General features: G+C 52.6%; 22 protein-coding genes and 1 pseudogene. 9 read left to right on the top strand and 14 right to left on the bottom strand.

Translation table 11 applies throughout. The features are described 5' to 3' along the window. Nucleotides 1-141: 141 nt before the first annotated feature. Nucleotides 142-1,329 (bottom strand): acyl-CoA dehydrogenase, encoded by a 1,188-nt coding sequence (locus FJ147_07825; protein ID MBM4255790.1) that lies wholly within the window; start codon nucleotides 1,327-1,329, stop codon nucleotides 142-144. A gap of 128 nt (nucleotides 1,330-1,457) precedes the next feature. On the opposite strand from FJ147_07825, the gene FJ147_07820 reads away from it, so the two are divergent. Next, nucleotides 1,458-2,039, top strand: coding sequence for a methyltransferase domain-containing protein (locus FJ147_07820; protein ID MBM4255789.1), 582 nt, complete (start codon nucleotides 1,458-1,460; stop codon nucleotides 2,037-2,039). A 57-nt stretch (nucleotides 2,040-2,096) separates the two neighbouring features. After that, complete coding sequence (locus FJ147_07815; protein ID MBM4255788.1) at nucleotides 2,097-2,699, top strand: Uma2 family endonuclease; 603 nt, start codon at nucleotides 2,097-2,099, stop codon at nucleotides 2,697-2,699. A 22-nt stretch (nucleotides 2,700-2,721) separates the two neighbouring features. Here the strand turns inward: FJ147_07815 and FJ147_07810 are convergent, their stop codons facing one another. The 13 genes from FJ147_07810 to FJ147_07750 all read right to left on the bottom strand — a co-directional run bounded on the left by FJ147_07810 (nucleotide 2,722) and on the right by FJ147_07750 (nucleotide 14,669). Beyond that, a complete protein-coding gene (locus FJ147_07810) occupies nucleotides 2,722-3,168 on the bottom strand; it encodes a dUTP diphosphatase (protein MBM4255787.1) in 447 nt (148 codons plus the stop codon). Between the two features lie 22 nt (nucleotides 3,169-3,190). Further along, entirely contained in the window at nucleotides 3,191-4,447 is a 1,257-nt protein-coding gene (locus FJ147_07805; GenBank protein ID MBM4255786.1) for an insulinase family protein, read from the bottom strand. A gap of 4 nt (nucleotides 4,448-4,451) precedes the next feature. Continuing rightward, nucleotides 4,452-6,554 (bottom strand): polyribonucleotide nucleotidyltransferase, encoded by a 2,103-nt coding sequence (gene pnp / locus FJ147_07800; protein ID MBM4255785.1) that lies wholly within the window; start codon nucleotides 6,552-6,554, stop codon nucleotides 4,452-4,454. A gap of 72 nt (nucleotides 6,555-6,626) precedes the next feature. Beyond that, on the bottom strand, nucleotides 6,627-6,899 hold the full coding sequence (gene rpsO, locus FJ147_07795) for a 30S ribosomal protein S15 (GenBank protein ID MBM4255784.1): 273 nt from the start codon (nucleotides 6,897-6,899) through the stop codon (nucleotides 6,627-6,629). Between the two features lie 51 nt (nucleotides 6,900-6,950). Then, nucleotides 6,951-7,844, bottom strand: coding sequence for a tRNA pseudouridine(55) synthase TruB (gene truB / locus FJ147_07790; protein MBM4255783.1), 894 nt, complete (start codon nucleotides 7,842-7,844; stop codon nucleotides 6,951-6,953). Continuing rightward, the gene (gene rbfA, locus FJ147_07785; protein ID MBM4255782.1) at nucleotides 7,844-8,191 is read right to left on the bottom strand and encodes a 30S ribosome-binding factor RbfA; all 348 of its coding nucleotides are present in this window, start codon (nucleotides 8,189-8,191) and stop codon (nucleotides 7,844-7,846) included. Before rbfA ends, truB begins: the two co-directional genes overlap by 1 nt. A gap of 26 nt (nucleotides 8,192-8,217) precedes the next feature. Further along, nucleotides 8,218-8,505: a DUF503 domain-containing protein gene (locus FJ147_07780; protein MBM4255781.1), complete on the bottom strand. Its 288-nt coding sequence runs from the start codon at nucleotides 8,503-8,505 to the stop codon at nucleotides 8,218-8,220. A gap of 44 nt (nucleotides 8,506-8,549) precedes the next feature. Continuing rightward, on the bottom strand, nucleotides 8,550-11,537 hold the full coding sequence (gene infB / locus FJ147_07775; GenBank protein ID MBM4255780.1) for a translation initiation factor IF-2: 2,988 nt from the start codon (nucleotides 11,535-11,537) through the stop codon (nucleotides 8,550-8,552). 9 nt (nucleotides 11,538-11,546) lie between these two features. After that, nucleotides 11,547-11,828: a YlxR family protein gene (locus tag FJ147_07770; protein ID MBM4255779.1), complete on the bottom strand. Its 282-nt coding sequence runs from the start codon at nucleotides 11,826-11,828 to the stop codon at nucleotides 11,547-11,549. Then, a complete protein-coding gene (gene nusA / locus FJ147_07765; protein ID MBM4255778.1) occupies nucleotides 11,825-13,120 on the bottom strand; it encodes a transcription termination factor NusA in 1,296 nt (431 codons plus the stop codon). Before nusA ends, FJ147_07770 begins: the two co-directional genes overlap by 4 nt. A gap of 15 nt (nucleotides 13,121-13,135) precedes the next feature. Next, nucleotides 13,136-13,645 carry a ribosome maturation factor RimP gene (locus FJ147_07760; protein MBM4255777.1) on the bottom strand — a complete coding sequence of 170 codons (510 nt, stop codon included), beginning with the start codon at nucleotides 13,643-13,645 and terminating at the stop codon, nucleotides 13,136-13,138. Between the two features lie 95 nt (nucleotides 13,646-13,740). Further along, nucleotides 13,741-14,229, bottom strand: a complete 489-nt coding sequence (locus FJ147_07755; protein MBM4255776.1) for a transcription elongation factor GreA — start codon at nucleotides 14,227-14,229, stop codon at nucleotides 13,741-13,743. Nucleotides 14,230-14,468: 239 nt separating this feature from the next. Beyond that, a complete protein-coding gene (locus FJ147_07750) occupies nucleotides 14,469-14,669 on the bottom strand; it encodes a hypothetical protein (GenBank protein MBM4255775.1) in 201 nt (66 codons plus the stop codon). Nucleotides 14,670-14,902: 233 nt separating this feature from the next. On the opposite strand from FJ147_07750, the gene FJ147_07745 reads away from it, so the two are divergent. From FJ147_07745 to FJ147_07715, 7 genes and pseudogenes are all read left to right on the top strand, one after another. Continuing rightward, complete coding sequence (locus FJ147_07745) at nucleotides 14,903-15,475, top strand: ComF family protein (protein MBM4255774.1); 573 nt, start codon at nucleotides 14,903-14,905, stop codon at nucleotides 15,473-15,475. Between the two features lie 136 nt (nucleotides 15,476-15,611). Continuing rightward, nucleotides 15,612-16,271, top strand: a pseudogene (locus tag FJ147_07740) (phosphoribosylglycinamide formyltransferase). Further along, nucleotides 16,268-16,915 (top strand): ribonuclease HIII, encoded by a 648-nt coding sequence (rnhC, locus tag FJ147_07735; protein MBM4255773.1) that lies wholly within the window; start codon nucleotides 16,268-16,270, stop codon nucleotides 16,913-16,915. The pseudogene FJ147_07740 and the gene rnhC overlap by 4 nt, the downstream one beginning before the upstream one ends. A 52-nt stretch (nucleotides 16,916-16,967) precedes the next feature. Beyond that, nucleotides 16,968-18,050 carry a hypothetical protein gene (locus tag FJ147_07730; GenBank protein MBM4255772.1) on the top strand — a complete coding sequence of 361 codons (1,083 nt, stop codon included), beginning with the start codon at nucleotides 16,968-16,970 and terminating at the stop codon, nucleotides 18,048-18,050. Nucleotides 18,051-18,069: 19 nt separating this feature from the next. Beyond that, nucleotides 18,070-18,354: a hypothetical protein gene (locus FJ147_07725; protein MBM4255771.1), complete on the top strand. Its 285-nt coding sequence runs from the start codon at nucleotides 18,070-18,072 to the stop codon at nucleotides 18,352-18,354. Between the two features lie 382 nt (nucleotides 18,355-18,736). Then, complete coding sequence (locus tag FJ147_07720; protein MBM4255770.1) at nucleotides 18,737-18,979, top strand: hypothetical protein; 243 nt, start codon at nucleotides 18,737-18,739, stop codon at nucleotides 18,977-18,979. Then, nucleotides 18,954-19,361, top strand: coding sequence for a type II toxin-antitoxin system VapC family toxin (locus tag FJ147_07715; GenBank protein MBM4255769.1), 408 nt, complete (start codon nucleotides 18,954-18,956; stop codon nucleotides 19,359-19,361). Before FJ147_07720 ends, FJ147_07715 begins: the two co-directional genes overlap by 26 nt. The last annotated feature ends 2 nt before the right edge of the window (nucleotides 19,362-19,363 follow it).

Here is a 19,363-nt window from a genome sequence, read left to right as displayed (position 1 = left end):
GATCCGGTACATATTCCCCGGGACCAGACATGGCAACGCTCTCCTGGGCCAGCTATTACTAGCTTGAAATTTACGGCCTTTGCCCAGTCTTGTCATGCTCGTTCTCCACTAATGATGCTAAAGACTCCTTTTTCATCTCTTTTATCTTCCTTTCGGCAGTCCGAGTACCCGCTCGCCAACAATGCCGCGTTGGATCTCATTGGTACCAGCAGCGATCGTTCCTGCGCGCGCGCCGAGCATGCGGTACGACCAGCGTGCGTGATCGACGGCAAAGGGAGAACCTTTCTCAAGGATCGAATATGGTCCCAACAATTCCATGGCAAAGTTACAGATCCGCAGGTTCAACTCAGTGGTTACCACTTTAGAATAGGACCCCTCTGGTCCTGGGGGCATACCTTTGAGCTGACGCGTTAAGCGACGGAGGTCGTTATACTTGATCGCCTCAGCTTCAATAGCGAACTGGGCCAATTGTTGACGAACGGAGGTGTCTTCCACCGCAAGTTTGCCATTGATCTCCATGCGCTTGGCAAGGTCACAGAGTTGACTCAGGGTCTTTTCAAATCGATAAAAGCTGCCTGTCGCAACCCGCTCAAACATCAACGTCGTAACCGCCACCATCCAGCCACGATTAAGGTCACCAACCAGATTCTTCTTCGGCACTCGCACATCTTCAAAGAACACTTCGTTGAACTCGGCATCACCATTGATCTGTACGAGCGGACGCACGGTAATGCCTGGTGAGTGCATATCCACCAGCAAATAACTGATCCCTTGATGCTTCGGCGCATTCGGATCAGTGCGCACCAAGAGAAAAATCCAATCTGAATGCTGCGCCCAACTAGTCCACACCTTTTGACCGTTGACGACGAAGTGGTCTCCATCTTCAACCGCTCGCGTCTGCAAAGATGCCAGGTCCGAGCCTGATCCTGGTTCAGAATATCCCTGACACCAAAGTTCCTCGGCTGGCAGAATCTTCGGTAGAAAGCGTTGTCGCTGTTCCTCACTTCCGACGTGAATGAGCGTCGGCCCCAGAAGATTCACACCACTCATATTGACGCCGCTCGACAATCCCATTTGCGCCAGTTCTTCGTTGAAGATGGCTTGTTCGATCACCGATGCCCCGCGGCCACCGTACTCCTTCGGCCACCAAATACCGATCCAGCCACCTTCATGCAGTTTCTTATGCCAGGCTTTCTGCCGTTCCCAGCGCGCATCCGGAGCGAGGTCCTCGTCTTTTCCAGCGCGAATATCCTCAGGGGCATTGGCCTCAAGCCATAAGCGTACATGCTGACGAAACTTTTCTTCTTCGGGAGAATAGCTAAAGTCCATCGGTCCTCCGTCTCGCGTCTCGCACTTCAGGTTCAGGTCAAGAAATACTTACCGCTCGCTGTAAAAAGGTTTACACTAAAGCCCAGATAGCCGCCAAGGGCCTAATCTCCCTTTACAGCGAGAAACGAATGAATGCGAAACCAACAGACCGTCCCCAAGAACTATTGAATCCACCAGCTCCATTTCTCGTCGATTCTCTCCACCAACTCCCTCGCGGAAAAGCGTTAGATGTCGCTGCTGGCCGCGGTCGCAACGCACTCTATCTCGCCCAACACGGTTTTTCAGTTCATGCGCTCGACCGTGATCCGGCTGCATTACAAACGTTGCAGACCCTTACCGGAGAGCAGAATATACAGAATGTGACGACCGAGGTCGTTGATCTTGAGAGCGGACCAGTCAGTGAAAGCGTCTTTCCCGCAAGTACATACGACGTGGTGCTGGTCTTTCTCTATCTTTTTCGTTCGCTGTTCCCTGCGCTACTAAGGACTTTGAAGCCGGGTGGCATGATCGTGTACGAGACGTTTCTGGTGGAAAATCATCTTCGGTATCATCATCCACGGCATCGGGAATTTTGTTTTGCCGCAGGAGAGTTGCGAACTCTTGTCAGCGAGCTACACATTCTGCATTACGACGAAGGCGAACGTCCACGACCGGACGGTCAGCCTGGAACATTTACCGTGCGTTTGTTAGCACAGAAAAAAACACCATAAGATTGAGCTACAAACGCAAAAGACCTAGATTGTGTTTGAATACATTAAGGAAGGCGTATGGCTCACCTCAGCACGATTCCAGAACCGCGAGAACCTATCAAACTTAATGTTCGGGGGCTTATGGTCACTGATGAACAATTCGAGCTTCTCTGTCGAGAAAATCCAGAGCTTCGCCTTGAACTGACCACGCAAAAGGAGTTGATCATCATGCCTCCGACAGGATTCAGAACCGGTCGCCGCAATAGTCGGCTCGGTCGTCATATCGACCTCTGGGCAGAAGCAGAGGGAACTGGTGTTGTCTGCGACTCTTCTACTCTCTTTACCTTGCCAAACGGAGCAAAACGTTCACCTGACGTTTCGTGGATCAGGAAAGAGAGGCTTGCAACGTTGAGCGAGGAAGAACAAGAAGGCGTACTCCCACTCTGCCCAGATTTTGTCCTGGAATTGCGCTCGCCAACCGATCGCCTTGCAGACCTGCAAGAAAAAATGCAGGAATACATTGCAAATGGAGCACGGCTTGGTTGGCTCATCGACCCCTATGAAAAACGCGTGCACCTTTATCGTCCTGGACAACTCGTCGAAGTCCTCGACGACCCAGCGGTACTGAACGGAGATCCAATCCTACCGGGATTCGTCTTATCTGTACGCGAATTATGGTAAAGAAGGAGATAGGGTACTTAGGTCAGGTGCTCTTTTTATCCGTATGCCCAAACCCACCAGTGCGAGATGTCGCATCAAGCTGATCGACTTCTTGCCATTGCACACGCGTAACAGGCGCAATTACTAGTTGCGCAATACGATCTCCCCGCTGAATACGTACGGGTTGATCACCGAGGTTGATGAGTAATACTTTCACCTCGTCTCGATAGTCCGCATCGATTGTCCCTGGCGCATTAAGAATGGTGAGGCCTGATCGTAAGGCGAGACCGCTCCGTGGTCGCACTTGCGCTTCGTAACCTTGGGGAATGGCTAAAGCAAATCCGCTAGGGATGAGTGCTCGGCCAAGTGGTGGAATGATCAGCTCGCTTTCAAGGTCAGCATAAATATCCATCCCAGCCGAATCGGGTGTCATGTAACGTGGTAAGGGGACTTCCTCTCCACTCACCTCGCGTACACGTGTAATGGCAATACGGAGTTCGGTAGGCAAAGGGTTATGCCTCAATCAGCGCTTGATAATCCGTCTGCTGAGGAATCTCACCAAGAAGTGTGAGCGCACGCGGGGCCTCGGCGAGGCAACGCTTGGCGAGTGCATGAACATCATCACGCGTGACTCGCTCAACATCCGCGGCAACTTCGTCAATGGGAATATCGCGACGGAAGTAAATCTCACAACGAGCGAGGCGATTCATGCGCGACTCGCTCGTCTCTAGTCCTAACAGCAGTCCACCTTTGGCGTGGCCTTTGGCACGCCGCAGTTCGTCAACAGAAATGCCCTCTCTCGCCACATCGCGCAGAATGCTGCAGGAAAGCTCAATAACCTCTGCTATCGATTCGGCACTGGTCGCAGCGTAAATACCAAGATACCCGGAGTCACGGTAACTAGAGAGAAATGAAGTGACATCGTATACCAAGCCACGACGTTCGCGAATCTCTTGGAACAAGCGCGAACTCATCCCACCGCCAAGGGCAGTGTGTAACAAATAGGCGGCATACCAGTCTGCATCATGCACTGACACACAAGGGACACCTAAACACAGATGCGTCTGTTCAAGATCGCGCGGATGGCGAAACACCCCAGCGTATGAGAGGGGAGGAATCTCTTTTATCGCTATCGCCTTCCCTTGCAGTTGTTGGAGCGCTGGACCAATCAGATCTTCAAGTTGCGCATGTGGCGCACTGCCAGCCATCGCAACAAAGATTCGATCCGGACGATAGCGTTGATCAAGATAGCGTAAGAAGTCAGGGCGGCGAAACCGTGAAACCGCTGCGGTCGTACCAGAGATAGGCAATCCCAGTGGGTGCCCCCGCCAAAAATCGAGATGAAATAGGTCGTGAATCAAGTCATCCGGAGTGTCTTCGATTTGCGCGATCTCTTGGCAGATCACCGAACGTTCACGTTCGATTTCTTCTTCAGCAAACTGCGAGTGAAGAAAAACGTCAGTCAGCAAATCAAGGGCGAGCGGGAGGTGTTCCGCCAGCACTTTCGCGTAATAACACGTGTATTCTTTGGAGGTAAAGGCATCGAGCACCCCGCCGACCGCATCCATTTCCTCGGCGATATCAGCGGCAGACCGTCGTTCGGTGCCTTTGAAGAACAGGTGTTCAAGAAAATGGGCTATGCCATTTTCTTGTGGTCCTTCGTCCCGCGAACCGTTCTCGACCCAGATCCCTACAGTCACCGAGGGTGAGCCTGCCATCTCTTCTGACAACAGGCGCACACCATTGTCGAGTGCCGTGCGGTGAACCATGTCGTTAACTTTCGTTCGCTGCGTTTTCCGCTTGCATCGCTTCACGGTGACTGAGACGAATCTTACCCTGGCGATCGATTTCCAGGACTTTCACCATGATCTCGTCTCCCTCTTCCACTACGTCGGTCACCTTGCGAATACGTCCACCGCCACCAAGTTGTGAAATATGCACCAGGCCATCGGTTCCTGGAAGAATTTCTACGAAGGCACCGAAATCGACGACCTTGCGCACGGTACCTTTGTAGATCTTGCCAATCTCGGCTTCGGCGGTGACACGATTAATCTTATCCACAGCTTTGCTCATCGAATCGCCGTCAGCAGAGGCAACGTACACCGTGCCATCATCTTCAACGTCGATCTTCACGCCGGTTTCTTCTATGATCGAGCGAATCATCTTTCCGCCTGGGCCGATGAGGTCGCGAATCTTCTCTGGCCGGACCTTTAAGGTCAGAATCCGTGGTGCATGCTCCGAGGCCTCTGTTCGCGGTACCGCAAGGACCTTCGCCATCTGCTCAAGAATGAACAACCGTCCGTCACGGGCCTGGTACAGCGCTTGGCGCATGATTTCTTTCGTGACCCCGGCAATCTTGATGTCCATCTGTACAGCAGTCACCCCTTCCGTTGTCCCAGCGACTTTGAAGTCCATATCGCCAAGGTGATCTTCATCACCGAGAATGTCACTAAGAATGCGGATGTCTTCGCCTTCTTTAATGAGACCCATGGCAATACCAGCGACTGGGGCTTTGATCGGCACGCCAGCGTCCATTAAAGACAGCGTTCCTCCACACACCGTCGCCATTGACGACGACCCGTTCGATTCCAAAACTTCCGAGACGACGCGCAAAGTATACGGAAACTCGCTTGCCTCAGGAACAACCGCTAGAACAGCACGCTCAGCTAACGCACCATGACCAATCTCACGTCGTCCTGGTCCTCGGAGCGGGCGGACTTCACCAACGCTGAAAGGGGGGAAGTTGTAATGCAGCATGAAGCGTTTCGATTGTTCTCCCACTAACGCATCGACCCGCTGCTCATCTGACGACGTCCCGAGTGTCGCTACGACCAATGCTTGAGTTTCACCACGAGTGAATAAGGCAGAGCCGTGCGTGCGCGGCAAGACACCAACTTCACAGGTAATCGGGCGAATATCAGTAAGCCCACGACCATCAACCCGACGGCTCTCACGCACGACCATCATGCGCAACGTTTCACTTTCTAATTCTTCTAGCGCGGCACCCACTTCCTTCTCACGTCCAGCGTAGTCTTCTGCAAGTGCCGTTTGTACTTCTTTTTTTACTGCAGAAACTGCCGTGTGACGCTCGTGTTTCCCCGTAACCGTGAATCCAGCCCGCAGTTTCTCCGCACCAAGCTCACGTACACGGTTTGCAAGAACCGCATCTCCGGGAACAGCAACAAACTCGCGCTTCGGTTTTCCGGCGATGCGTGCGATCTCATCCTGAGCATCAAGGATCGGTTTGACCGCATCTTGCGCCAGGAATAGCGCTTCGAGAATATCTTCTTCAGAGGCGACTCTCGCACCGCCTTCCACCATGATGATGGTGCCTCGTCCTGCAGCAACAAAGAGGTTGATGTCACTTTGATCGAATTGGCTCTGGAGGGGATTCACGACCAGTGATCCACGCAGACGACCGATCCGTACTCCGGCAATCGGTCCATGGAACGGAATGTCAGAAACTTGTAATGCGGCAGAGGCACCAATCATGGCAATCGCGTCGGCGTCATTTTCCCGATCGACAGAGAGGACAGACGCCACAACCTGGGTTTCACAGAAGAAACCATCGGGAAACAAGGGGCGTAACGCGCGGTCGACAAGCCGTGAGGTTAAGATTTCTCGTTCCGGTGGACGTCCTTCACGTTTGAAGAAGCCACCGGGAATCTTGCCTGCAGCGTACGTGCGTTCTTGATAGTCTACTGTTAACGGAAAGAAGTCGGTTCCTTCTCGCGGAGCACTCGACGCCACGACCGTTACCAGCACCACCGTCTCACCATATGATACGACGGCTGCACCGCCCGCTTGTTTCGCCATACGACCAGTCTCGATCGACAACGGTCGCCCGTAAAATTCCATCTCAATCTTTTTATACATGTGTACACTACCCCCTTACGCTCGTCCGAGCGTCCCCAGGGAATTATTATATCGTAAGTAGAGGCGACGTTGCTAACGGCGCAGTCCAAGGCTTTCGATCAGTGCGCGATAGCGAGCGTGGTCAATTCCGCGTAGATAGTCGAGAAGACGACGGCGTTGTCCAACTAACTTGAGAAGACCTCGGCGGGAGAGATGGTCCTTGGAGTGAGTTTTGAAGTGTTCCGTCAACTGCTCAATGCGTTTCGAGAGGATTGCGACTTGAACTTCGGGGGAGCCTGTATCTGTATTGTGGCGCCGGTATTGTCCAATAACCTCGGCTTTGCGCCTTGCCTCCTGCATGCTCATTCTTTCTCCTTAGATATTTTAGTCTTGTGCATCTCTTAACACGCTGCATCCTCACTGTAAAGTTGCGAAGACGCGCAATAATTTCCATTCTCCATGAAACTGGACCATCGCCACCAGTTCTCCCTGCGGATTCAGGAGTTGCGCGATTTCACCGGGGGTCGCGGATTGGTCCAGCTCTCCCAGTGCCGCTTGTTTTCCTTGACGAAGCATGGTGGCAACGCGCACGCTGATCGAGATCGCACGATAGTGTCGTAACGCCTGTTCTACCGATAACAACGGCAAGGTCTGCTGTTCACGCCGCGTTGCGAGGAGTGATAACAGGACAGCATGCTCGACTGAAAACGGCCCAAACTCGGTGCGCCGCAAGGTCGCCAAATGCGCACCACAGCCAAGGGCAGTACCAAGGTCAACCGCAAACGACCGCACATACGTCCCTTTTGAGCAATGCAAGGAAAAACTCAAGAGATCCGTGTCGATCTTCGTCAGGTTCAACCGTTCGATCGTCACCTGCCGTGGTTCACGTTCAACTTCTATGCCTTGGCGTGCCAGCTTATAGAGAGGGACTCCTTTCTGCTTGATGGCAGAATACATCGGCGGGGTTTGCCACTGCTCGCCGGTGAACTGGGTCTCTAGTTTCCTGAGTAGCACCTCATCAATTGGAGGAACAGGCAAGGTTTTGGTGACCGTCCCAGTGCTGTCAAATGTATCGGTTTCGACGCCCAGGCGAATGGTACCGCTGTACGCCTTGCGTTCGACCATCAGGAATTGGGAAATTTTTGTTCCGCTGCCAAGACAGATGGGCAAGAGCCCACTGGAAAAAGGATCAAGGGTGCCAAGATGGCCCACTTTCTCTTCACCGAGGGTACGTTTCACTTCACGTACCACCGCAGCTGAAGTCATCCCCTCTGGCTTGTCGATCAACAAAACCCCATGAACGGCTGGCACTACGACTCTTTCTGCTCTACCTGACGTAACAAACTTTCCAGACGATTGGCCTTTTCCAAGGTTTCGTCAAATTGAAAGCGGAGTTCCGGGGTATGACGAAGACGGAGGTACGCCGCAACTTGCCGCTTGATATAACCAGATGCGCTGCGCAGTCCTTCTAATGCTGGTTCACGATCTTCTGGTCGAAAGGTCGTGAAATACACTTTCGCTAGTTTGAGATCTGGACCGACTGTCACCGCCGTCAATGTGACGTTGTGAACACGAGGGTCCTTCACTTCACGCAAGAGGATCTCGGCGATTACCTCGTGGATAGCGCTATTGATACGTTCAGGGCGACGGGAGGGCATGCAGATAGCACTCAGCTGACAGCTTTTTAGTAATGCAAAAACTCGACTTCTTCTCCGCCAACCTGGGCAAGATGTAAATTTTCGATGAAACGAACGGCAGCTTGTAAAGCTCCACTCACATAGCCTTGATCGTTGCCGACCTGACTCAGTCCAAGCTGAGTTTTTTGCCACAAATCGTGATCGCCACACTCGGCAATCGAAACGTTGAATTCATTACGCACCCGAGCCTTGATCTTGCGTAGAATGGCCCGCTTTTCTTTCAGGGAATGGCTCTCATCAAGATACAGCGTCAGTCGCAGTACCCCGACCACCATCCGCCCACCTTCTTCAAAGGTCGATTCATCCACGGTCTTCAAATTTACTGCGCTCGTGGCTCCAACCGTCGCAGTACTTGTTCCATTTCAAACGCTTCGATCAAATCTCCAGCTAAGGGCTCTTGGAAGTTTTCCAACAGCACACCACATTCCATCCCTGAGGTCACTTCGCGAACATCATCCTTGAAGCGACGCAGGCTCCCGATCTTTCCTTCGTACACCACCTGGCGGTTACGGATCACACGAACTTGCGCGCCACGCGTCAGTCGCCCTTCGTTCACTGCACATCCCGCAGCTAACCCCAAGCGAGACACAGGGAAGACCTGGCGTACTTCGGCCTTGCCAAGTGGCTTTTCGCGGAAGGTCGGTGCCAACATACCTTCCAGCGCGGCACGCATATCTTCAATGACCTCGTAGATGATGTTGTAGAGTCGAACTTCTACACCTTCGCGCTCGGCCAATTGCATCGCCTTACTTTCAGGGCGAACATTGAAGCCAATGATGACTCCTTTCGATGCAGAGGCCAGCAACACATCGGACTCGGAAATACCACCAACGGAGGTATGGAGAATCGTGAGTTTGACTTCACTATTTGATAGCCGATTCAGAGAATCGCTCACCGCCTCAGCCGAACCTTGTACGTCAGCCTTGACAATGACCCGTAATTCCTTGACCTCGCCAGCTTGCGCTTGTTGATAGAATTCTTCCAACGTACTGCGGGTGTTGCTCTTGGAAAGTTCAGTTTCGCGTTTCTTGGCTCGTCGATGTTCAGCCACTTGTCGAGCAGATGCTTCATCTTCCAATGCGGTGAACCGATCACCAGCTTCAGGAACACCTGTCAAACCAAGAATCTCGACAGGAACAGAAGAGCTCGCTTTCTCAACTTTATTCCCCCAACTGTCGATCATCGCCCGAACGCGGCCATATTCGGTACCACAGACAAAAGGATCACCGGTTTTCAGTTCTCCTTCTTGTACTAAAACAGTGGCGACAGGTCCGCGCCCACGATCCAATTTGGCCTCGACAATCGTCCCGCGCGCCAGCTTGTCCGGATGCGCACGCAGGTCCATGACATCAGCTTGAAGCAGGATCATCTCGAGAAGATGCGGAATACCCTCACCAGTTTTCGCTGACACTGGGGCAAAGATAGCCTCACCGCCAAGCTCTTCCGAAATAATCCCGTGATTCATCAGTTCGCGTTTGACACGCTCCAGATCAGCACCTGGTTTGTCGATTTTGTTGACGGCAACAATGATCGGGACCTTTGCGGCCTTGGCGTGATTGATTGCCTCTACGGTCTGTGGCATCACACCGTCATCAGCCGCAACGACAAGAGTGACAATGTCCGTCACCTCAGCACCACGAGCACGCATCGCAGTGAAGGCTTCATGACCTGGCGTATCGAGAAACGTCACACTGCGACCGTCCACATTGACGCTATAGGCACCAATGTGTTGGGTGATCCCGCCATGTTCCTGTGCCGTCACGTTCGTTTTCCGGACTGCATCGAGCAGCGAGGTTTTCCCGTGATCGACGTGGCCCATAATCGTGACCACTGGCGGACGCGGTTCTAAGCGCCCTTCATCAGCGTGTTCTTCATGTCCCACTTCGAGAGCCGATTCAACATCGAACGCCACATTCTCGACCGTATGATCAAAGTCTGCAGCAACCAGTGACGCCGTATCAAAATCGAGTGTCTGGTTAATCGTCGCCATGACACCGAGGCTGATGAGTTTTTTGATCACCTCGCCAGCCTTCACACCCATATTCCGCGCAAGATCACCAACGGTCACTACTTCTGAAATGCGGACCACTCGCTTACTGGCTTTGGGAACCGTAATCTCCGTCTGTCGTTGTTCTTTGCCAAGAGTCATCTTTTTCTTTTGCTTGCCCCGGCCGCCAGTCCGAGGATCACGCTCTTGTATTTCGGTCTGCTCAGCGCTGCGAATCACTTTCCGTTTCTTCGGCCGGCGTCCAGCAGCACTTGCGCTCTCTCCTTCTGCAGCAGGAGCGCCCTCGCGTGACGGTTCCCGAGTCGCTGAGACTGTTGGTGGCGCAGCTGGTGGTCGTCCTGGAGCCGTAGCTGGCGGTCGAGTCGGTCTGGCTTCAGGTTTTGGACGCGATTCTTGCGTGAGTTTGCCAAGGTCAATCCGGCCAAGAATTCTTGTCGGCCGGGCAGGTTCTTCTTTCGCAGCGGCAGAGGCCACCGTCGCAGCCCCCACACCAGGAGAGACCCGGGGAGGAGGCGTGGTCGCTCCGGCAGGGGCGACCACAGGCCTTGGTGGCGGTAGCGGCCGTTCCGGCGCAGAAGGAGTAGACACTTTAGCAACCACCGGTGGTCGCGCAGGAGGCACAGCCGGAGGTGGAGGAGGGGAAGTGACTCCCTGCACTTCGGCCCGGGGAGCCTCTTTTACGGCAACAGGTTCCGGGAGCACCGCCACCGGAACGGGCGGCGGGCTTGGCCGTTCAACCTCAGGAGAAGATATTTCTGATGTCACAATTTGCGCTTGAACAGTGATGGGTTCAGATTGTGGTTCGACCTTAGTAGGTTCAGGAAATGGCATAACAGGAATAGAAGGGGAAGGTTCGACTTCAGGGATTTCAAAAGCCAGAGGAACAGTCGACGATGAGGGCAACGGCACCTCAAAGGCGGGCATCAAGGAATCAGGTGCTGTCGGAACAGAGGCGGCATTCGCTTCGTCTTCGTGAAGCACTTCGACGCGTTTCGCTCGTCGCCGAATAACGCCATGACTAATACGACTTTCAAGAATTTCTTCACGCGCAGTGACAACATGTTCACTTTGTTGATCGACCTCAGTCACAACTCGTTCTCCAACGACTTTCTCTTCCCCTATCACCAAGGCTGAAGTATCAGAGACCGCCGGTCCTGGACGGACAAGGGCAATTTCGTCATCCGTCAGTGTACTCTGCGCCCTTTTACCCTGAACCCCCAGTTCTTCGAGTCTGCTCAGCAGATACCGGGTGTCCATCCCCCATTCTTTCGCCAGTTCATGAATACGTTTTCGTGGCATACGACCTCGTTACTTCTCTGCCCACTGAGTCACTTGCTGTTCGATCAGTGCTGCGTACTGCTTCCGTACCTCGCGCGACAATACGACCCCCAGGGAGCGGACCATCCCGGTCCGGGCCTTGGCAAACGCTTGCAGGCACTGCTGTCGTCGATGTAAGTAGCCCCCGCGCCCATTTCTTGTGCCTATTTTCAATTCCCCATTCGGACCGACGGTGAAACGAAGGAGGGTCGCTTGTTCGTCCCGACTTCCACAACCGATACATAATCGAATGGGACGGTTTACTTTCACTATTCTTCTCGGGCAGCTTCCGTTGTCGTTTCCGCTACCTTTGTTGCCACCGCTGCCGTTTTTTCCGCAACATAGCTCCGCGCAGCCTCAAGAATCGCATTAGCCTTCTCTTCCCCAATCCCTTCAACCTCAAGCAATGTCTCAACATCAGTCGTCGCAATATCTTCTGCCGACTTAAATCCTTGTTGGTAGAGAAGCTCAGCCGTCATGTCGCCAATGCCATTTACCAGAGTAAGCGAAGCCAGCGCTTGAGAATGCTCAAGTTCAGCCTCGGATTCTGACCGCACCTGGAGTTGCCAATTGGTTAACTTCGAGGCGAGTTTGACGTTTTGTCCTTTTTTACCGATGGCAAGTGACAACTGATCATCAGGAACAATCACTTCCATTGCATGCTCTTCATCATCTTGAATAATCTTTGACACTTTCGCAGGTAGCAGTGCGCGGCAGACAAATTCGGCTGGGTCTGGAGTCCACGGCACGATATCAACCCGTTCGCCACGGAGTTCTTGAACAACGGCTTGTACGCGCGTGCCCTTCATGCCCACGCAAGCGCCAACCGGATCGACATCAGGGTCAGTCGAATGCACGGCAATTTTTGCCCGGTTACCAGGTTCCCGCGCCGCATGTTTGATTTCAACAATTCCTTCGTATACCTCGGGCGCTTCCTGTTCAAACAACTTGATCAAAAATCCAGGATGCGTCCTTGATAAGACAATCTGCGGCCCTTTACTCGACATATCGACATCAAGGACATAGGCACGAATGCGATCCCCTTGCCGATAGCGTTCCCACGGAATCTGTTCTTTTTCTGGTAACACGGCATCCGTACGTCCCAAGTTGACGATGATATTTTTCTTTTCGATTCGCTGGACGATTCCCGAGTAAATCTCACCTTTGCGATTTTTGAACTCGTTGTAGATTTGCTCCCGTTCTGCTTCACGCACTTTTTGGATCACACTCTGTTTCGCAACTTGCGCGGCGATGCGACCAAAGGAGGCAGATGGCAGTTTGCTGAGCAGTTCGTCCCCAATTTGTGCTTCTGGGTCGAGTTCGGCCCGTGCGGCTTTTAACGATACCTCGGTGTCGGTATTCGTCACTTCTTCTACAACCGTCTTAATTTCAAACAGTTCAATCTCACCGATATCAGGATTGAACTTGGCTTCGATTTGCTTCTGGCCAAACGTGCGCCGGGCAGCCGACAGCATGGCGCTTTCCAGCGCCTCAATAATCACCCCCCGATCCATTCCCTTTTCTTTGCTGACTTGGTCGATCACTCGGTTGAGGTCTTGCTGCATGCGTTCCCTCCTCAATCAATGCGCCCGTTTTGGTTTCTTGTTGTGTTGCGGATTGGCAAACTCATACTCATTTGTCGCTTTACGGATATCGCCCCACCCTATTCGTATCTCTCCAGCGAGATCATCAATAAGGATAATCCCGTCTTCTGTCACTGTCCGCAGTACCCCCATGAACGTATGTCGTCCGCGCTGATCTGGACGGGTTTGGACACGGATACGGCTGCCTTCATAACGGCGGTAGTGCGGAGGGCGTAGCAATGCGCGGGTAATACCAGGCGACGATACTTCCAAAGTGTACCGCCACGGAACGGGGTCGTGTGCATCAAATAGATCATTTAATTGTCGATGGACGCGAGTTAATTCGTCCAGGGAGACTCCCCCTTCACGGTCGAGCGCCAAGCGTAATACCCACCGACCGGCTTCTGGACGAAAATCAATTCCCCAGATTTCCATTCCCTCTTCTGCAACGACGGGTGTGGCGAGGGTTTCCACGTGCCGTATGATTTCTTCAACCTCTGGTCGCATTCTGGAAAAAAAAAGTGGGCGTACCGCCCACTCTTCTTACTACACGCAGCGAGGTTAGACAATTCCTCGCAGATTTGCAAGGGGCCTATAGTATTCTAGCGACCCCCGTTATTCGCCATCAAGTCATGGAGCGTTAACAATTGGATAATCTCGTACTTGCATTTTCCTTGGGGCGTTGTGACTTCCACCTCATCCCCAACTTCTTTGCGTAATAGCGCCTGTCCAATCGGGGAACTCAGCGACACATGTCCTGCATTCGGATCGACTTCTTCAGGAAAGACAATTTGATACTCAACGACTTTCCCATCACTCGCGTCTTCCAGTGTCACGCGACTGCCATAGGCAATACGGTCACGCGGAATACTAGAAAAATCGTAGAGGACCAACTGACGCAAGCGCTCTTCGAGTTGGGCGACCCGTGCACGCACAAGATCTTGCCGCGCACGTGCGGTTTCGTACTCAGCATTCTCACTCAAGTCGCCCTGCGCTGCCGCTTCTTGTAAGTCCTTGGGGATTTTGACTTGCAATTCGTAGCGTAATTCGTCGACTTCCTGTTTCAGTTTCTTGACGATGGGAAGCTCCATAGTAAATCTCTCTTCTTCTCATTGCGTATGAGCGCATACGCTAGATAGTGGCTGATAGAAACACTACGGGGGCTGGTCCCTACAAACCAACCCCCGCTCATCCGAGGTCAGATTCTCCTTAAGACGTTAGCAGTCGCTGTCGCATTAGAGCAATCGCACGTTGCCGAAGCCCTAGGGAACTTCCTTCTGCAGCCATGTCACGACCCCCTTTGCCAGTTGCAAGCTGCGCGCGTCCCTACTCAAGCACGGTGTGCAGTGTCGTGCTGAAACAGAAAACCCCGTAGAGCCTTGTCTGCTTCGTCACGCATACGGTCACGTTTGATACCGTTCCCAGCACCATCAAACCAGCCGCGGAACGGGCCGAGCAGGTCTGCACCGTAATTGAGGTACCCATACATGACGAGAACGCCTAAGACAAGTCCTTGGAAAAATGATTTCATGCTCTCGATATCGGCTGCAAATTGCCGTTTCTTAAGCAATTGCACGAGGTTGAGCTGAACGCTATATACGCCTGATGGGCAATGTCTTCTCAGCACTCCTCTCCGTGCTTTATCCACAACGATGTCCGAGTTGTTCTGCAATCGTCGACACTCATGAAAGTTTTTGCGGCCACTGTTGGTCTCATGTCCAGCCGATTACGCCCCCACTTTGTTCGTGCTGCGGTCTTCCCTTCATGACGAAACAAGGCCCAGACCACCTCTGTGGTCCATGCATAACAACACCTCCGCCGTTTCGCCGCGCACGTGCGTGGGCGTTGTACCAGTATGGAGAAGCTGAGCTGCAGCCGCTCAGTGCCGCAATTCAAAAGTTCAAATATCATCGCGAGCTGAGCATCGGAAAAACACTCGCGCTGCTTACCGCCACTGCGTATCCATTTTCACAAGAACAGTACGATCTCATCATTCCTTTGCCGCTGCACCTTGAACGCCTACGCTGGCGTGGGTTCAATCAAGCGTTGCTGCTGGCACGTGCGGTTGGGAAGGTACATGGAGTCGTGAGTAATCCGTTTCTTCTTGAACGCAGTCGCCCGACCGTACCACAAACGCAGCTCACCGACAAAGACCGCCACACCAACGTCAAAGGTGCGTTTACCGTAGCGACCCCTGACCAGGTGAAAGAGAAACAGATCCTGCTTGTCGATGATGTCTACACATCCGGTGCCACCGTTTGCGAATGTGCAGCCACGCTCATATCGGCAGGTGCGAAAGTCGTTGATGTGTTTACCTTGGCACGGGCGGTCAGCTAAGAAAGAAATGCAAAATGATGAATTATAGATACGAAAGATTTCTGATTTTCATTCATCATTCACAATTCATCGTTCATGGGTTATCCGCTCCTCCCGGCCTGGATTCTTTTCGCATTACGCATTACGTTTCATTCCCATGTCGTCTCCCCTCCCCATTGCCGTGCTGATCTCTGGCAGTGGCACCAACTTACAGGCGATTATTGACGCGATTGAATGACGCGAGCTGACAGCAACGATCCGTATCGTCGTCAGCAATCGCTCAGATGCCTATGGACTGGTACGTGCACAGAAACACAACATCCCTACCATCATCATCAGTCATAAGGAGTTTCCTTCCCGGGAGGTGTTCGACGCAGAATTGGTAAAAACGCTACAAGCGCATAACATCGAACTGGTTGTGCTTGCTGGGTTTATGCGTATCCTCACCCCAGTTTTCATTCGTGCCTTTCCTCAACGTATCATCAACATCCACCCCGCTTTGCTTCCTGCGTTTCCTGGTACGCATGGGCAACGACAAGCGCTGCAGTATGGTGTCAAAATCGCTGGAGCCACAGTGCACTTCGTCGATGAGCAAACCGATCATGGGCCAATCATCGCACAGGCCGCGGTACCGGTTTACGCCGAGGATACAGAAGAGAGCCTCAGTGCGCGGATTCTCACGCAGGAACACCGCATACTGCCACATGCGATTCAGCTCTTTGCAGAAAAGAGACTCGAAATCCACGAGAGAGTCGTTGTCATCCACAACACACCACGCATTCCTGACGCTGCACTACGCATTCCTGAGTCTGCATGAACACAATTGACGACCAAATCGGTATCGACGAATCCGGCAAAGGTGACTACTTTGGCCCGCTCGTGATTGCAGGCGTCTATGTTCCTTCTGTTCAAGAAGACCAACTCCGAGCTATGGGCGTACGCGATAGCAAAACACTGTCCGATGCAAAAGCCACAGCCCTGGCCACACGGATTCGTTCGCAGTGTCCACATACTGTTGTTGCCATCGGACCAGAGCGATACAACGCACTGCATACGTCGATGAAGAATCTCAATCGCATGCTGGCGTGGGGTCATGCGCGAGCGATCGAGAACCTCTTAGAGAAAGTCGACTGTCATCGCGTCGTCGCAGACCAATTCGGCGACGAACGTTTTCTCAAGAATGCCTTGATGGCCAAAGGGCGCGAAGTCACGCTCATTCAGAAACCGCGCGCTGAAGAAGAAGTCGCCGTTGCCGCCGCATCGATTCTCGCTCGTGCCGAATTTCTCCGTCGCTTGCAAGAGCTTGGCTCAAAGTACGGGGTGACATTACCTAAAGGTGCAAGTGACTCCGTCATCCAGGCTGCGAAGGCATTCGTGCAAAAATACGGAGCCGAAGCGCTAGGACAAGTCGCAAAGTTACATTTTCGTACGACGCAAAGTGTGCTTGGAAATAACAGTTGACAGCAATACAGAGGTCATGCCACAGTTAGATACTTAAATAAGGAGAGGTTCCATGGCACAGCCAACGCCGCTGCGGTCACAGCGTATTCAAGTCGAAAATGATCCGTTCGAGTTGATGTATACGCGTGGTGTCACGGATGGGTTACCAGTCGTTCCTCCGACCGAAGATCGTGTCAAACGCATGCTGGCGGCGGTCGAACGCGATCCACAAGAAGTGCTTGGCACGGTTGGTCCTAATTATGGTCGCGCGACTGTCGAAAAGATTGCGATTAATGCAGTGATGGCCGGATGCCACCCGTCTTATTTTTCTACAGTCATTGCTGCTGTCGAAGCCTTGAGCGATGAGAAATTCAATGCTCATGCCATGAACGTCACCACGCAGTCTGCGACTCCGTTTACCATTATCAATGGTCCGATTCGCCAGAAAATCGGTGTCAATTGCGGACATAATGCCCTCGGTCATGGTTTTCGTGCCAATGCGACGATTGGTCGTACCCTCCGCCTCGTGATCCTCAACATCGGCGGAGCCAAGCCGCAGGAAATCAGCAAAGCGACCATGGGCCATCCGGCACAATTCACATTTTGTGTTGGTGAGAATGAAGAAGAGAGCCCGTGGGAGCCGCTGCACGTCGAAAAAGGCTTTCGCCCTAAACAAAGCACCGTCACGTTGTTTGGTGGTCATTCCCCCTTCCAGATCAATGACCACGCCAGTCGCACTGCGGAACAGCTCGCCCTCTCCTTGGGGTGGACAATGGCATCATTGTGGAACCACAAAAACTTTCCGCTCTTCTCAGATACGGTGCTGATCGTCTGCCCAGAACATGCAAAGACCTTTGCGCAGGATGGCTGGTCAAAGAACGATTTACGCCAGTTCTTGTTTGAAAAAATCCGTAAGCCGTATCGTGAACTGAAGCCTGGTCTGAATGGTGGTGAAGGTGCTGGTGTCAGTATGCTGGTGAAAGATGAGCCAGCCGCACCCATAACGGACGACACACTCTTTGCCAAGTTTCCAACCCTCGATAGTATCATGATTATTGTTGCTGGCGGCACGGCTGGCCGCTTTTCTGCTGCCGTGGCAAGTTTAGCTCGTGGTGCTGGGGGGAGTCAGATCACAACAAAAGTAGTCCGAGCGTAATACAGAAGGAGGTATCGTTATGAGTGACATCTTGCTCGATCCCACCGAGAAAGTGGATCGCGGACAGAAAGTGTTTGCGCCACGACTCGATACGCTCGATGGGACAACCATCGGGCTGCTCGATATTAACAAAGCCAAGGGCGTGCATTTTCTCGACCGTATCGAAGAAATGCTTCGTACTCGTTATGGCGTCAAAGAAGTCCTACGACGGAAGAAAGTCTCGCCAGGACGCTTAGCGTCAGAACAACTACATGCAGAACTACGAGAGAAATGCGACGCGGTGATTGAAGCCCTCAGCGATTGAGGGGCCTGCATTTCGTGCAGTTCGCACGATGTAGTCAAACTCGAAGAAAACGGCATCCCGACCGCCAACATCGCCACTACAGAATTCATCGGCGCCGCCCACGCCCAGTGTTCGGCATTAGGGCTGTCACAGTACGAACCGATCTTTGTCCCGCATCCGATTCAGCCGAAAACACCAGAAGAAGTCCGTGTACTTGCGGATCAAGTGGTCGAGCAAGTTGTCGCCAAGCTGCTCAAGCAAAAAGCGCAGCAAGCCGCGTAGAAGAACTTGAGAAGGCGCAGCATGCTGCGCCTTTCTTTCTCTCCTCAATCTTTTCATCTGCCTATTTGCTTGAGGAGTAGATTTCCTTTATCCCAACACTATCCTTATGGAGGAAAGAGTAATGGGCGTGCAGAATTATGAGGAACTGATTATCTACGGGATCAAAGGATTACCGGACGAGACTCTCGCTGAAATCGTCGACTTTGTTTATTTCGCGCGTCAACGAGCACTCCATCCTCAAGTTTTTGCAGAAGAGCGTCAACTTGGTCTTTTAGGGCAAGACTTGAAGCAATTGAGTCGTGATGAAGAAACCCACTTAGAGCAAGAATTCGCCGACTATGAGCAGCGCTACCCCCGCGAATGAATTCGTGACCGACACGATGGGGTTGATCCTCCGCCTCGAACAACGTCGTCTGGGATTGAAAGCAAAGGCGACTTTTGAAGCAATGGAGAACGCTGCGGCAATCATCCAAATCCCCGCGATAGTGCTTGCAGAGATTCTTTACCTTTCTGAGAAACAACGAATCAACACTTCAATTCATTCAGTCCAGGATTATCTGGCACGGTTTCCAAGTTGTTGCGAGATGCCCTTGAATCTCGCTATCCTTCGATCAGCAGCTGAGATTACTGACATTCCTGAACTCCATGACCGATTGATTGCGGCTACGACACGATCTCTCAGTCGGCCTCTGATCACCAATGATCCATTCATTCAGGCCTCTGCTTTCGTCACAACCCTGGAGTAAAA

The organism is Deltaproteobacteria bacterium, assembly GCA_016874775.1.
Taxonomy (GTDB): Bacteria; Desulfobacterota; Binatia; order Bin18; family Bin18; genus VGTJ01.
Note: the sequence above shows the minus strand (reverse complement) of the source record. Positions and strands in the feature narration are given on the sequence as shown.

What these genes read in the sequence shown, in the direction of transcription:
- infB (MBM4255780.1), bottom strand. Translation starts at nt 11,537, where the DNA reads ATGCCACGAAAACGTATTCATGAACTGGCGAAAGAATGGGGGATGGAC.
- FJ147_07745 (MBM4255774.1), top strand. Translation starts at nt 14,903, where the DNA reads ATGACGAAACAAGGCCCAGACCACCTCTGTGGTCCATGCATAACAACA.
- FJ147_07720 (MBM4255770.1), top strand. Translation starts at nt 18,737, where the DNA reads ATGGGCGTGCAGAATTATGAGGAACTGATTATCTACGGGATCAAAGGA.
- FJ147_07760 (MBM4255777.1), bottom strand. Translation starts at nt 13,645, where the DNA reads ATGCGACCAGAGGTTGAAGAAATCATACGGCACGTGGAAACCCTCGCC.
- FJ147_07715 (MBM4255769.1), top strand. Translation starts at nt 18,954, where the DNA reads ATGAGCAGCGCTACCCCCGCGAATGAATTCGTGACCGACACGATGGGG.
- rpsO (MBM4255784.1), bottom strand. Translation starts at nt 6,899, where the DNA reads ATGAGCATGCAGGAGGCAAGGCGCAAAGCCGAGGTTATTGGACAATAC.
- nusA (MBM4255778.1), bottom strand. Translation starts at nt 13,120, where the DNA reads ATGCAGCAAGACCTCAACCGAGTGATCGACCAAGTCAGCAAAGAAAAG.
- FJ147_07730 (MBM4255772.1), top strand. Translation starts at nt 16,968, where the DNA reads ATGGCACAGCCAACGCCGCTGCGGTCACAGCGTATTCAAGTCGAAAAT.
- FJ147_07815 (MBM4255788.1), top strand. Translation starts at nt 2,097, where the DNA reads ATGGCTCACCTCAGCACGATTCCAGAACCGCGAGAACCTATCAAACTT.
- FJ147_07725 (MBM4255771.1), top strand. Translation starts at nt 18,070, where the DNA reads ATGAGTGACATCTTGCTCGATCCCACCGAGAAAGTGGATCGCGGACAG.
- FJ147_07805 (MBM4255786.1), bottom strand. Translation starts at nt 4,447, where the DNA reads ATGGTTCACCGCACGGCACTCGACAATGGTGTGCGCCTGTTGTCAGAA.
- FJ147_07750 (MBM4255775.1), bottom strand. Translation starts at nt 14,669, where the DNA reads ATGAAATCATTTTTCCAAGGACTTGTCTTAGGCGTTCTCGTCATGTAT.
- pnp (MBM4255785.1), bottom strand. Translation starts at nt 6,554, where the DNA reads ATGTATAAAAAGATTGAGATGGAATTTTACGGGCGACCGTTGTCGATC.
- rnhC (MBM4255773.1), top strand. Translation starts at nt 16,268, where the DNA reads ATGAACACAATTGACGACCAAATCGGTATCGACGAATCCGGCAAAGGT.
- FJ147_07825 (MBM4255790.1), bottom strand. Translation starts at nt 1,329, where the DNA reads ATGGACTTTAGCTATTCTCCCGAAGAAGAAAAGTTTCGTCAGCATGTA.
- rbfA (MBM4255782.1), bottom strand. Translation starts at nt 8,191, where the DNA reads ATGCCCTCCCGTCGCCCTGAACGTATCAATAGCGCTATCCACGAGGTA.
- FJ147_07820 (MBM4255789.1), top strand. Translation starts at nt 1,458, where the DNA reads ATGAATGCGAAACCAACAGACCGTCCCCAAGAACTATTGAATCCACCA.
- FJ147_07780 (MBM4255781.1), bottom strand. Translation starts at nt 8,505, where the DNA reads ATGGTGGTCGGGGTACTGCGACTGACGCTGTATCTTGATGAGAGCCAT.
- FJ147_07755 (MBM4255776.1), bottom strand. Translation starts at nt 14,229, where the DNA reads ATGGAGCTTCCCATCGTCAAGAAACTGAAACAGGAAGTCGACGAATTA.